The 14,017-nt window shown below is 55.3% G+C and carries 9 protein-coding genes and 1 pseudogene; 1 reads left to right on the top strand and 9 read right to left on the bottom strand.

From position 1 onward, the window contains the following. Positions 1-2: 2 nt before the first annotated feature. From folA to kefF, 3 genes are all read right to left on the bottom strand, one after another. Entirely contained in the window at positions 3-482 is a 480-nt protein-coding gene (gene folA / locus ACOTXF_RS03460) for a type 3 dihydrofolate reductase (RefSeq protein WP_008502023.1), read from the bottom strand. A 114-nt stretch (positions 483-596) separates the two neighbouring features. Next, positions 597-2,462 carry a glutathione-regulated potassium-efflux system protein KefC gene (gene kefC / locus ACOTXF_RS03455; protein ID WP_023345417.1) on the bottom strand — a complete coding sequence of 622 codons (1,866 nt, stop codon included), beginning with the start codon at positions 2,460-2,462 and terminating at the stop codon, positions 597-599. After that, on the bottom strand, positions 2,455-2,985 hold the full coding sequence (gene kefF, locus ACOTXF_RS03450) for a glutathione-regulated potassium-efflux system oxidoreductase KefF (protein WP_008502025.1): 531 nt from the start codon (positions 2,983-2,985) through the stop codon (positions 2,455-2,457). The genes kefC and kefF overlap by 8 nt, the downstream gene beginning before the upstream one ends. Before the next feature lie 352 nt (positions 2,986-3,337). Between kefF and ACOTXF_RS03445 the strand changes: the two are divergent. Then, positions 3,338-6,223: pseudogene (locus ACOTXF_RS03445) on the top strand (autotransporter outer membrane beta-barrel domain-containing protein). A gap of 49 nt (positions 6,224-6,272) precedes the next feature. Here the strand turns inward: ACOTXF_RS03445 and ACOTXF_RS03440 are convergent. The 6 genes from ACOTXF_RS03440 to fkpB all read right to left on the bottom strand — a co-directional run bounded on the left by ACOTXF_RS03440 (position 6,273) and on the right by fkpB (position 13,920). Continuing rightward, the gene (locus tag ACOTXF_RS03440) at positions 6,273-6,506 is read right to left on the bottom strand and encodes a YgdI/YgdR family lipoprotein (protein ID WP_047746177.1); all 234 of its coding nucleotides are present in this window, start codon (positions 6,504-6,506) and stop codon (positions 6,273-6,275) included. Positions 6,507-6,645: 139 nt separating this feature from the next. Beyond that, positions 6,646-9,870, bottom strand: a complete 3,225-nt coding sequence (gene carB / locus ACOTXF_RS03435) for a carbamoyl-phosphate synthase large subunit (protein ID WP_023293310.1) — start codon at positions 9,868-9,870, stop codon at positions 6,646-6,648. Positions 9,871-9,888: 18 nt separating this feature from the next. Next, on the bottom strand, positions 9,889-11,037 hold the full coding sequence (carA, locus tag ACOTXF_RS03430) for a glutamine-hydrolyzing carbamoyl-phosphate synthase small subunit (protein WP_010427050.1): 1,149 nt from the start codon (positions 11,035-11,037) through the stop codon (positions 9,889-9,891). Positions 11,038-11,491: 454 nt separating this feature from the next. Continuing rightward, positions 11,492-12,313, bottom strand: a complete 822-nt coding sequence (gene dapB, locus ACOTXF_RS03425) for a 4-hydroxy-tetrahydrodipicolinate reductase (protein ID WP_045415582.1) — start codon at positions 12,311-12,313, stop codon at positions 11,492-11,494. Positions 12,314-12,518: 205 nt separating this feature from the next. Next, positions 12,519-13,469, bottom strand: coding sequence for a 4-hydroxy-3-methylbut-2-enyl diphosphate reductase (gene ispH / locus ACOTXF_RS03420; protein WP_045415580.1), 951 nt, complete (start codon positions 13,467-13,469; stop codon positions 12,519-12,521). A gap of 1 nt (position 13,470) precedes the next feature. Next, positions 13,471-13,920, bottom strand: coding sequence for an FKBP-type peptidyl-prolyl cis-trans isomerase (gene fkpB, locus ACOTXF_RS03415; RefSeq protein ID WP_003856450.1), 450 nt, complete (start codon positions 13,918-13,920; stop codon positions 13,471-13,473). Between the last annotated feature and the right edge of the window lie 97 nt (positions 13,921-14,017).

Genomic DNA, 14,017 nt, shown 5'->3' with positions numbered 1-14,017 from the left:
ACTTAACGACGTTCCAGAATCTCGAAGCAGTAGCTGTGGGAGTTCTGTGCATCCGCGTCGTGGAATTCACTGAATACCGATTCCCACTCGTCCGGATCGTAGTCAGGGAAATGGGTATCCCCTTCCACTTCCGCATCAATGTGGGTCAGATACAGCTTCTGCGCTTTTGGCAGGAACTGCTCGTACACGCGCCCGCCGCCAATCACCATGATCTCTTCGGCATTGCCGCATGCAGCAATCGCCTCGTCGACTGATTTTACCCATTCGACGCGATCGTCAGTGCCCGGCTGGCTGCTGATAACGATATTTTTACGGCCCGGCAATGGACGACCAATCGACTCCCAGGTCAGGCGGCCCATCACTACCGGCTTGTTTAACGTAGTACGTTTAAACCATGCGAGATCGGCAGGCAGGTTCCACGGCATGGCATTTTCCATACCGATAACGCGGTCCACCGCCAGCGCTGCAATCAGACTGATCATTGAAAATTTCCCGGATGCAAAAAATTGCCGCCACTATACGGAAAGCTTAATCTTTCGTCGACTGGCGGCAGGGTAAAGATAAAGAAATTTTTTATTATTGCTGGCAACTCCACTTCACGCGGAAGGTTTACTCTCCGGCTCGTCAGCCGGATCCCCGGTATGCTTGCCCTCTTCCGTTCCCTGCCAGCCGTGACGCTGGATAAGCGACAGGTGATTACGGTCCTCGTTAATGATTTCCGTCAGCATCGCGCTGGTGCGTTTAAACACCGCCGCACGCTCGGTGGCCGTACTCCCGGCCATCGCAGCCATCTCTTCCACCATCTCGGTGTTAAAGCGGCGGAACAGGTCCGCACGCTCGCGCGCTTCGTACGCGCCGAGCCCCAGATTTTCCAGCGCCATGCGGCCAGACTTCAGCGCGCCTTCAAAGGTTTCACGCTCCGGTGCTTCTACCCCCGCCTGCCGCAGCCGGATATAGTGATCCACATCGCGGGCGCGGGAAATGATGGTCAGATTCGGGAAATGTTCTTTCGCCATTTCCACCATCTGCATGCTGGTCTCCGGATCGTCAATGGCGTTAATCAACACCTCCGCTTTTGCCGCCCCGGCAGATTCCAGCAGATCGACGCGGGTCGCGTCGCCGTAAAACACCTTCATATCAAATTTTCGCAGGGTATCGACATGGTCGGGGTCGTGATCGAGGATAACCATTTTCACTCCGCTGGACAGCAGCAGACGGCCAACGATCTGCCCGTAGCGGCCAAATCCGGCAATAATGACGCGCGGCTGCTCTTCGTCAATTTCATCGGCTTCGCGCTCCTGCTCGCTACCCGATTTTTCCAGACGCGTCAGCACCACCAGCAGAATAGGCGTCGCGGCCATCGACAGCGCGACCGCGAGCGTCAGCGCTTTCGCCCATTCTGGGTCGAGGACGTTTGCCATCTGTGCTGCGCCAAAGACCACAAACGCAAATTCACTCCCCTGCCCCAGCAGAACCGCAAACCAGCTGCGCTGCTTATTCGGCACCTTGAGCGGACGCGCAATCAGCCACAGCATCGCCATTTTAATGATCAGGAAGCCAACCAGCAGGATGACGATCCGCAGCGGGTGCGTCACCAGCGTGCCGAAGTCGACGGACATCCCCACGCCGATGAAAAACAGCCCCAGCAGCAAGCCTTTAAACGGCTCGATATCGCTTTCCAGCGCGTGACGGTATTCGGAACTCGCCAGCAGAACGCCCGCCAGGAAGGCCCCCATCGCCATCGACAGCCCGGCCTCCTCCAACAGCAGACCGAAGCCAAACACCAGGAAGAGCGCCACGGCGCTGAACACTTCGCGAAGGCCCGAGCGGGCAACGAACCGCAGCAGCGGACGGGTGACGTAGCGACCAAGCAGCACCACCAGCGCCAGCGCCCCCACCACTTTTAATGCCGACAGCGCAAACGCCCCCAGCGTCGTGGCGGAACCGCTGGCCGCCAGCAGTGGGATCATCGCCACCAGCGGGATAGCGGCAATGTCCTGGAACAGCAGCACCGAGAACGCGCTGCGTCCCATCTGGGAGACCGTCAGATTGCGCTCGTTCATGGCCTGCATGGCAATGGCGGTCGAGGAGAGCGCCAGCGTCATGCCGATAAGCTCTGCCACTTTCCAGTCCATGCCCAGCAGGATGCAGAACCCACCCAACAGCAGGCCGCAGGCCACCATCTGCAGCGCCCCGCCGCCAAACACCGAGGCGCGAAGCTTCCACAGGCGCTGCGGATCGAGTTCCAGACCAATCACAAAGAGCATCAGCACAACGCCGATTTCAGCGAAATGGAGGATTGCCTCTGCATCCGTCACCAGACGAAAGCCCCACGGCCCAATGACGCAGCCCGCAATCAGATAGCCGAGAACAGAGCCCAGCCCCAGGCGAACCGCCACGGGTACAATCAGCGCCGCCGCGCCGAGGTATATCAGCGCCTGTATCAGCGTATGGCTATCCATGGTGCGCCTCCTGCCACTCAAGTAAGCGTTGTTTATAATGGCGCGCCTGCGCCTGCAGCGTTTCATCGTCGCAGACAAAGGTGCAGTGCATCGCAAAAGGCGGGAGCCAGTTCAGCCCGCAATAAAGTGCGGTCGCCTGCAGCGGCTGTGCCAGAACCTCAAACCCCGGGAAGGAACCAATATCAAAGTGGCTTTCCCCTCCACCCGTGGTGACCGCCCACATCAGGCTTTTCCCTTTTAGGGCATGGCCATTGTGGCCATACGCCCAGCCGTGGGAGAAGACTTTATCAATCCACAATTTCAGGAGCGGGGGCGTGCTGTACCACTGCATGGGATGCTGCCAGACGATCAGATCGGCACGGGAGAGCGCCTCCTGTTCGGCGGCAATATCGATGTTGAAATCGGGATAGAGTTGATAGAGGGAACGTATCTCGACGTTTTCAAGCGTCCTTACCTGCTCAAGCATCCGCTTATTCGCATGCGAGTGCTGCGGATAGGGGTGCGCATAAATTATGAGTATCATCAAATGGCCTGTCTTCTTCTCTTCTTGTAGCAGTGAGTGTAGACAGTTAACCCGCCCGGTGAAAGGGGCGCAGCAGCCATGAAAAGGAAAGCGCAGCTATTGGTAATCATCATTCGTTGGACGATTTTTCCTCTCCAAAAAAATCCAGGACGTGAATACCTCACTTCAATCCATAAAGGAATGAGATATTTTAAGAAAATCTAAAATAATTATTTAATAAATCGATCTATACATAAAACATTGAAAAAATAATAATTTTACGCTCTTTGTAGCGAGCTCATTCTTTTTCTCCGCATACTGACGTAATTTTAATACGTCGTATCGCGCCTTTCTAATTCAAATGGATGTGTAAATGAGCAACAAACATTTCAGACTCAATAAAACGACTAAAACTCTGGGAAGTCTCTTTCCTGCCCTATTGTTATTCACCCCCGCTGTCGCTTTTGCCAGCACGATTGACCAATCAACCTCAATTCCACAAAACTTCTCCACCGACGCTGAATAAGTCATTAATAAAGACGTTACGATAACCTCTTCCGGGAATGAAGCTGCCGTGTCGGTCAATGGGATTGATGTTTCAAACGTTGAAAATATGGGAAATATTTCTGGTTACGGGAATGGACTTGATATTAGCACTGGAGCACAACGTTTAGTAGTGAATAACGAGGAAGGGGCGACAATTTCCTCTACTTCAGCGACAGGTGTTAATATTGATACCATGCAAGGGGACCTGATTAACAAAGGGAATATTACTGCGGCTGAAAATGGTGTTTTCGTCAGTAAAAACTCATCTGCTGTCAGTATTTCCAATACCGCTACCGGTCTTATTAAAGGCAAATCAGGTCTTAATGCTGAAGTAGGTGTTGCCATTAATAACGCTGGCACCATCAAGGGTACAGAAGTTGACGGTATTACCCTGAGCGATGGCAATATTAAGCTCACGAACACGGGTACCGTAGAGGGCCTTCAGCACGGAATCAACGTAACGAATACCGCTAAAGTCGACATCATAAACAGTGGTTCAATCGGTGGCGGCAATACGGCAATCTCCTTTGCCAGTAATAAAAATAATACGCTGGTACTCAATACCGGCTCCTCGCTCAACGGTGATGTGATCTCTACCGGCTCAACGGGAAATAGCCTCACGCTGGTTGGTGCCGGAATAGAAGACAGCAATTTTGTTGGCCTGAATAAGGGAGACGGTTTTGCCTCTGTCAAAATGGAGGGTGAAAGCTGGACGCTGACGGGCGATCTCGACGTCATCGGTTATGGCGATTCCCTTCAGGTTAACAGCGGTGATTTAACGCTGGCGGGAACCGTCTCTAATAGCGGCAATACGCTGGTTACTAAAGATGCCTCTCTACAATTAGGCAATGGCCAAAAAACAGCTTCTCTCAGTGGAGGCCTGAAAAACAACGGTACGGTAATATTTAATCAGGGCAACAATTCCACTTTCGCCACCGATATGACCGGTAGCGGTAAGGTTGAGAAAGTAGATTCACACACCCTGACCCTCACCGGCAAGAACAGCTACACGGGCGATACTGTTCTGCACGGCGGCACCACCCTGGTCGCTAATGGTGCTACGCTCGGCGTAAAGAACAGTAACGCCACCGTCACCATTGAAAATGGCGCTACGTTTGCTACTGCAGGTGAAGTGAACAATAACATTCATGTTCTGGCGGGCGGTACGCTGGCGGCATGGAATGCAGTCCAGGGTAACGCCACGCTCAGCGCTGCCGGCGTTGATACTATCAACGGCAACGTGGCTAATGGCGGCAAACTGTTGCTCAGCGCCGCCAATAACAGCGTTGGCAACAATTTCACCATTAACGGCGACTATACCGGCTCCGCGGGCAGCCAGATCGTGTTAAACAGTACGCTCGGTGAGGATAATGCACCAACCGACCATCTCACCATCACCGGGAGCAGCTTTGGCCAATCCGGGGTCAGCGTCAGCAACATGGGGGGGCTGGGCGCGCAAACCGTAAACGGTATGGAAATTGTCAGAGTTGGCGGCAGTTCAGAAGCTCAGCTCACCCTGGCAAAACCGGTTGTTGCGGGTGCGTATGAGTATAATCTTTATCAGCACGGCGACGGAAACTGGTATCTGGAATCGAAGGCAACGCCATCAGACATTCCGGCAGACGATACCGACAACGGCAATAATACCGACAACGGTGGTAATACCGACAACGGCAGTAACACCGACAATGGCGGTAATACCTACAACGGCAGTAACACCGACAACGGCAGTAACACTGACAACGGTGGTAACACCGACAACGGCAGCAATAGCGGTCCCGAAGTCATGGCTCCTGAGGTCGGCGCTTACTTAGGTAACTACCTTGCCGCGCAGAGCATGTTCCTGCACAAGCGTGACGATCGCGATCAGATCACCTTCCGTAACGAGGAAGATCTCAACACCTGGATGTACGTCAAAGGTCGCTACCATGAAAACAATGCGGGCGGTGACAAAGTCAGCTATGACACCACCACCACTGTCCTTCAGGTAGGCAGCGACTTCATGAGTAAGCCCATGGACAACGGCATCCTGCGTGCGGGTGGCATGTTCGGGGCAGGCCAGGCGAAGACCCACTCTGATGCAAGACACAACGTACGTGATGCGCAGGGCAAAGTGGATGGCTTTAACGTCGGCCTGTATGCAACCTGGCAGGAAGATCAGAAGCTGCGTCTGGGCAGCTACGTTGATACCTGGGCCGCCTATAGCTGGTACAACAATAAAGTGACCAGCAACCGTAATGATGAAGATTACGACAGTGAGGGCTTCGCGGCATCCGTCGAAGTGGGCCATGCATGGGTGATTGATTCAGAAAATGAGCGCACCTGGAAAATCGAACCTCAGGCGCAGGTTATCTACAGCTATCTGGATCAGGAAAACCATACCGATCGCGACGGCGTGCGGATTACCACGCTGGACAACGACGGTCTGTTTGGTCGTCTGGGCGTCAAATCAAGCTACTTCGAACAGAAAGACGTGAAAGCCTGGCAGCCGTACGTTGCCGTGAACTGGCTGAAAGGCGCAGGTCAGAACGATCTGGCGTTTAACGGCGAGGCCGTCAGCAACGATACGCCGGAAGATCGTGGTCAGTTAGAGCTGGGCGTCACCGGCAACCTGAACGAAACCACGACGCTCTCCCTGCGCGCCAGCGGCGAGTGGGGTGAGAACAGCTATGCTGCTTATGGCGGTCATATCCTGCTGAACCACCGCTGGTAATCGTTCCTGAAAGACTAAAAGCCGTGGCAAACGCCACGGCTTTTTTTTATTAGTTATCCAGCTCGCCCATTGATTTCACCTGATCGCGGTTGATCTGCTCGGTCTGACCCGTTTCCGCATTTTTATACGACACCAGACCGGTATCGTCATCGACCTGTGGTTTTCCGTCGGTGACAATGGTTTTGCCATCGGTGGTTTTCACTGCCTGGTTAGAGGAACAGCCCGCGACGGTAAACGTTACAGTGGCGGCAAGAAGGGTGGCGATCAGTAATTTATTTTGCATGGTGTTTTCCCCTGCTCTAAGTTGAATTTCGTTATCGACCTAACAATTTTAGGCTAACTGACTGAAAGAGGATGAAAAACCAGAAGGTTCTGAAGATGGGGTGAATGCCCGGCAACCGAACGGCACCGGGCATTTTTACTTACTTGCTAATCTGCGCGTGCATTTCCTGAACCGAAATCACCTTCTCGGTAGCATCCGCATTCAGCGCCATGGCCGTTGCGAAACCGCCGTTCAGGGTGGTGTCGTAGTGCACTTTGTACTGCAGCGCGCTGCGGCGAATCAGCTTGGAGTCTTCAATCGCCTGGCGGCCTGCGGTGGTGTTGATGATGTAGGTGTATTCGCCATTCTTGATACGATCCTGAATGTGCGGACGACCTTCATGCACCTTGTTCACCAGACGCGGGTTGATACCCGCTTCGCCCAGCACAATTGCCGTACCGTGGGTCGCGTCCAGCTCAAAGCCCTGCTTCAGCAGCTTGGCCGCAAGGTCAACCACGCGCTCTTTATCGCCTTCGCGAACGGAGAGCAGCGCACGGCCCGATTTTCTCATGGTCGAGCTGCTGCCCAGCTGCGCCTTGGCAAACGCTTCTGCGAAGGTACGGCCCACGCCCATCACTTCCCCGGTTGAGCGCATTTCTGGCCCTAACAGCGGGTCAACGCCCGGGAATTTGTTGAACGGCAGCACCACTTCTTTCACCGAGTAGTACGGTGGAATGATCTCTTTGGTCACGCCCTGCTGTGCCAGCGTCTGGCCTGCCATCACGCGCGCCGCCACTTTCGCCAGCGGAATACCGGTGGCTTTAGAGACGAACGGTACGGTACGTGCCGCACGCGGGTTGACTTCAATCAGGTAGACTTCGTTATCTTTCACCGCGAACTGGACGTTCATCAGGCCGCGAACCTGCAGCTCGAAGGCCAGCTTCTGTACCTGCTGGCGCATCACGTCCTGAATCTCCTGGCTCAGGGTGTACGCTGGCAGAGAACAGGCGGAGTCGCCGGAGTGTACGCCCGCCTGCTCGATATGCTCCATGATGCCGCCAATCAGCACCATTTCGCCGTCGCAGATGGCGTCAACGTCCACTTCCACCGCGTCGTCAAGGAAGCGGTCGAGCAGCACTGGCGCATCGTTGGAGACGCTCACCGCCGTCTGGAAGTAGCGACGCAGGTCGGCTTCGTCGTAGACGATTTCCATCGCGCGGCCGCCCAGCACATAAGAAGGACGCACCACCAGCGGGTAGCCAATCTCTTTCGCCTTCTCTACGGCCTGTTCGATGGCCGTCACCGTGGCGTTCGCCGGCTGTTTCAGCTTCAGACGGTCAACCGCCTGCTGGAAACGCTCGCGGTCTTCCGCGCGGTCAATCGCATCCGGGCTGGTACCGATAACCGGTACGCCTGCCGCTTCCAGCGCGCGCGCCAGCTTCAGCGGAGTCTGGCCACCGTACTGCACGATAACGCCTTTTGGCTTCTCGATGCGCACGATTTCCAGCACGTCTTCCAGCGTCACCGGCTCGAAGTAGAGGCGGTCAGAGGTGTCGTAGTCGGTGGAGACGGTTTCCGGGTTACAGTTGACCATGATGGTCTCGTAACCGTCTTCACGCAGCGCCAGCGAGGCGTGTACGCAGCAGTAGTCGAACTCGATGCCCTGGCCGATACGGTTTGGACCGCCGCCCAGCACCATAATCTTGTCGCGGTCAACTGACGGATTCGCTTCGCACTCGTCTTCATAGGTGGAGTACATGTAGGCGGTGTCGGTTGAGAACTCTGCCGCACAGGTGTCCACGCGCTTGTAGACCGGGTGCAGGTCATACTGGTCGCGCAGCTTGCGGATCTCCGCTTCGCGCACGCCCGCCAGCTTAGCCAGACGCGCGTCGGCGAAGCCTTTACGCTTCAGCATGCGCAGGAAGTCTGCATCCAGGCCGTTGATGCCCAGCTCGGCCACTTTCTCTTCCAGACGCACCAGCTCTTCAATTTGTACCAGGAACCAGCGGTCGATGTTGGTCAGGTTGAACACGCCGTCGACGGACAGGCCGGCACGGAAGGCATCGGCGATGTACCAGATGCGCTCCGCACCCGCGTCTTTCAGCTCGCGGCGGATTTTGGTCAGCGCTTCAGGGTCGTCCAGGCTCACTTTCGGGTCAAAGCCGGTCGCGCCCACTTCGAGGCCGCGCAGCGCTTTCTGCAGGGATTCCTGCTGCGTGCGGCCAATCGCCATGACTTCACCGACGGATTTCATCTGGGTGGTCAGACGGTCGTTCGCGCCGGCAAACTTCTCGAAGTTGAAGCGTGGAATTTTGGTCACAACGTAGTCGATGGACGGCTCGAAGGACGCAGGGGTGCGGCCACCGGTGATGTCGTTCATCAGCTCGTCGAGGGTATAACCCACCGCCAGTTTCGCCGCCACTTTCGCAATCGGGAAGCCGGTCGCTTTAGAGGCCAGCGCGGAGGAACGGGACACGCGCGGGTTCATTTCGATAACAATCAGACGGCCGGTTTTCGGGTTCACGGAGAACTGCACGTTAGAACCGCCGGTTTCCACGCCGATTTCACGCAGTACCGCCATCGAGGCGTTACGCATGATTTGGTACTCTTTGTCGGTCAGCGTCTGGGCTGGCGCAACGGTGATGGAGTCGCCGGTGTGGATACCCATCGCATCGAAGTTTTCGATGGAGCAGACGATGATGCAGTTGTCGTTTTTATCACGCACCACTTCCATCTCGTACTCTTTCCAGCCAATCAGCGATTCATCAATCAGCAGCTCTTTGGTTGGGGAAAGATCCAGACCGCGTTCGCAAATTTCTTCGAACTCTTCGCGGTTGTAGGCAATACCGCCGCCGGTGCCGCCCATGGTGAACGATGGACGGATGATGCACGGATAGCCCACGTCAGCCGCAACGGCCAGCGCTTCTTCCATGTTGTGTGCGATACCGGAGCGCGCGGTGTCGAGGCCGATTTTCTTCATCGCCACGTCGAAGCGGCGACGGTCTTCGGCTTTATCAATCGCGTCGGCGGTCGCGCCAATCATGGTCACGCCGAACTCGGCCAGCACGCCCTGACGCTCCAGCTCCAGCGCGCAGTTCAGCGCCGTCTGGCCGCCCATGGTCGGCAGCACCGCGTCCGGGCGCTCTTTTTCGATGATTTTACGCACCACTTCCCAGTGAATCGGCTCAATGTAGGTTGCATCAGCCATTTCCGGGTCGGTCATGATGGTCGCCGGGTTAGAGTTCACCAGGATAACGCGGTAACCCTCTTCACGCAGGGCTTTACACGCCTGCGCGCCGGAGTAGTCGAATTCGCAGGCCTGGCCGATAACGATCGGGCCAGCGCCAAGGATCAGGATGCTTTTTATGTCTGTACGTTTTGGCATTGTCTTCTCGGCTCCTGATTATTTAGCGGTCTTACGGTATTGCTCGATGAGTTCGATGAAGTGATCGAACAGCGGCGCGGCGTCGTGTGGGCCCGGGCTCGCTTCCGGGTGGCCCTGGAAGCTGAACGCTGGCTTATCGGTGCGATGAATCCCCTGCAGGGTGCCATCGAACAGCGACTTATGGGTCACGCGCAGGTTAGCCGGCATTGAGGCCTCATCGACGGCAAAGCCGTGGTTCTGCGCGGTGATCATCACCGTGTTGTTATCGATATCTTTCACCGGGTGGTTACCACCGTGGTGGCCGAACTTCATCTTGACGGTGTTCGCACCGCTCGCCAGCGCCAGCAGCTGATGGCCGAGGCAGATGCCGAATACCGGGATGTCGGTTTCCAGGAAGGACTTGATGGCGGCGATGGCGTAATCGCACGGCGCCGGGTCGCCAGGGCCGTTGGACAGGAAAATACCGTCCGGATTCATCTTCAGTACGTCTTCAGCAGACGTTTGTGCTGGCACTACCGTCAGGCGGCAGCCGCGGTCAACCAGCATGCGCAGGATGTTGCGCTTGGCGCCAAAATCGTAGGCCACCACGTGGAACGGCAGCTCGCTCTCTTTTTTCGCTTCCGGCAGGTCGCCTTCCAGCGTCCAGCTACCCTGAGTCCAGCTGTAGGCTTCTGCGGTAGTTACTTCTTTCGCCAGGTCCATGCCGTTCAGGCCCGGGAAGGCTTTCGCTTTTTCCAGCGCCAGCGTCGCATCGAGGTTATCACCCGCGATGATGCAGCCGTTCTGTGCACCCTTCTCGCGCAGCAGACGCGTTAACTTACGGGTATCGATATCGGCAATCGCCACGATGTTATGGCGCTTCAGGTAAGAAGAGAGGTCTTCGGTATTGCGGAAGTTGCTGGCAATCAGCGGCAGGTCACGAATGACAAGGCCTTGCGCATGTACCTGAGAGGATTCTTCGTCAGCCGCATTGGTGCCGACATTGCCGATATGAGGATAAGTAAGAGTAACGATTTGGCGAGAATAGGAAGGATCAGTGAGGATTTCTTGATAACCGGTCATTGAAGTATTGAAAACGACTTCCCCAACCGCCGAACCCGTTGCCCCTATGGCCCGACCGATAAACTGGGTTCCGTCTTCCAGAACCAATAGCGCTGACTTAATCAAAACACCCTCCAGAGAATATTCACTCACTTTATTTGCATATTAATTCATAACCATGTCATGGATCAATGCAAATGTGTTGCCAGCGGATTTTTGGCAAACGGCGGCATTCTGGAGATTTGGTAGGTAAAAGTCAACTTAAAACCGATATTTTGTTTAGTCTTTTGAGTATCTGACGAGGTGAGTGAAGCTTAAGCGACAAAAAGATCAGGTAAATCACTGCAGAAAACGCTTGCGCACCGGGTTTAATGAAAAATGAGTCGACGCAGCATCAAAAAGTGGACCAAATGGTCAAAATTTACATTCCGGTAACGAGAATCAAGGGGAATAGCTATACTTTCAAGGTCAAAGGAACAAAATGAGCGCGAAACAGATAAAATAAAAGGGCAATAAATTATTGCCCTATGCAATCAAAGAATTACGACTGCAATAACCACATCACGATGGGTAATAATGCTTAAAGATTGTTGAGATCAAGCACATCTCTCATATCAAAAAGACCGCTTTGCTTCTCTTTCAGCCACAAGGCGGACCGAACGGCACCATTGGCAAACGTCATTCGGCTGGACGCTTTATGCGTAATTTCGACGCGTTCGCCAATATCGGCGAACATCGCGGTATGTTCGCCGACGATGTCACCCGCCCGGACGGTTGCGAAACCAATGGTGCCCGGCACGCGCTCCCCGGTGTGGCCTTCGCGGGCATAGACAGCGCAGTCTTTTAAATCTTTATCAAGTGCATGAGCAATCGCTTCGCCCATTGCCAGCGCCGTGCCTGATGGTGCATCAACCTTATAGCGGTGGTGAGCTTCGACAATCTCAATATCGGTGTAGTTGCCCATCACCTTCGCCGCCTTCTCCAGCAGCTTCAGCATGACGTTAACCCCCACGCTAAAGTTTGCGGCGAAGACAATCGCAATCTCTTTGGATGCATCCTGGATAGCCTGCTTGCCCGCATCGTCAAAACCGGTGGTGCCGATCACCATCCCCTTGCCGTGCTGACGGCAAAACGCCAGATGCGTGAGCGTCCCTTCAGGACGGGTAAAATCGATGAACACATCGAAGTCATCTTTAACCGCGTCCAGGCTGCTTTGTACGGTGACGCCGGTCTTTCCCGCGCCCGCCAGCTCGCCAGCATCGGTCCCCAGAAGCGATGAACCGTCACGCTCCAGCGCCGCGCCAAGTGCTACGCCATCCATCTGAAGTGCCGCCTGAATAAGCTGACGGCCCATACGTCCACCCGCGCCCGCAATGGCGACACGGATCTGTGCATCATGCATAGTTATTCTCTTACGTTAAAATGATGTAAACCGTTTTCAGATTAACCAGCCTTTCTGAGCACTGCCAACTGAAAACACCGATAATTAGAATTTAACGTGAAACCGACTTAAATATCAGTAAAAGACATGATTTTGTCGTCACGATAAAGTAACGGGTAAAAAAAAGGCCAGCACAGGAGGTGCTGGCCTTTCATCAGAAAAGGGACTATTCGACTTCGCGGGCATCGATTCTCAGCTCTTTCGGCACTTCGAACACAATGTTCTCTTCGCGTCCTTCCAGTGGCACCGCTTCGCCGCCGCCAAGCTCCTGCAGACGGGAAATGACGTTCTGTACCAGAATATCGGGCGCGGATGCCCCGGCCGTTACGCCTACGCAGGCCGCGTCTTTAACCCACGCTTCCTGAATATCCGTGGCATCGTCGATCAGGAACGCCGCCTTCCCCATTCGCTGTGCAAGTTCAGCCAGACGGTTAGAGTTGGAGGAGTTCTTAGAGCCGACCACCAGCACCACGTCCGCCTGTTCAGCCAGCGCGCGCACTGCTTCCTGACGATTGGTGGTGGCGTAGCAGATGTCGTCCTTGCGCGGCCCGACGATTTTCGGGAAGCGCTGACGCAGGGCGTCAATCACGTCTGAGGTATCGTCGACGGAGAGCGTCGTCTGGGTCATAAACGACAGACGCGCTTCGTTTTTCACGTTCAGCGTAAAGACATCTTCCGGCGACTCCACCAGGTACATTCCCCCTTCAGGGTTGCTGTACTGGCCCATGGTGCCCTCGACTTCCGGGTGGCCGGCATGGCCAATCAGGATCGACTCTTCACCACGGCGGCTGGCGCGCGCCACTTCCATATGCACCTTGGTCACCAATGGGCAGGTGGCATCGAAGACGGTCAGATCGCGGCTTTTGGCTTCGTTACGGACCGCCTGAGAGACGCCGTGCGCGGAGAAAATCAGGATCGCACCGTCCGGCACTTCGCTGATCTGCTCGATAAAGATGGCACCGCGTTCGCGCAGGCTGTCGACCACGTAGCGGTTATGCACCACTTCGTGACGTACATAAATCGGCGCGCCGTAAATCTCCAGCGCGTTTTCAACAATGCTGATAGCGCGGTCTACACCGGCGCAGAAGCCGCGCGGGTTAGCCAACAGGATCTGCATTTCAGGCCTCCAGTGCCGGATCGATTTCCAGCACTTCAACATCAAAATGAACGGTACGCCCGGCAAGCGGATGGTTGAAGTCAACAGTAATCGAGTCGCCGTTGATTTCGCGGATCACGCCAGGCATTTCGCTGCCGTCCATAGCGGTAAAGAGCATAATTGCCCCGATCTCCGGTTCACCCGCGTCCATAAACTCACGACGGGAGAAGTACTGGATCAGATCCGGGCTTGGCACGCCAAACGCGGCATCCGGCTCCAGCGAAAAGGCTTTTTTCTCACCCTCTTTCAGACCGAGAAGCTGCTGCTCAAGACCTTCAGACAGGGAGGTATCGCCAAGACGAAACAGGGCCGGTTTGCCGTTGTTGCGGGTGGATTCGGCCGTGGAGCCGTCATCCAGCTTCAGCGTAAAGTGAACGAGAACCGCGCTGTTGCTCTGTACGGATTTAGACATACACAATGCTCTTTAATGTTGTCTCGCCTGTGTGCCGGGTGGCGCTGCGCTTACCCGGCCTACAAGTGTCGGCATATTCGGTAGGCCGGGTAAGCGT

It is taken from the genome of Enterobacter cloacae complex sp. IR53041, assembly GCF_049238285.1.
GTDB lineage: Bacteria > Pseudomonadota > Gammaproteobacteria > Enterobacterales > Enterobacteriaceae > Enterobacter > Enterobacter roggenkampii.
This window is presented reverse-complemented; position numbering and strand designations above follow the sequence as displayed.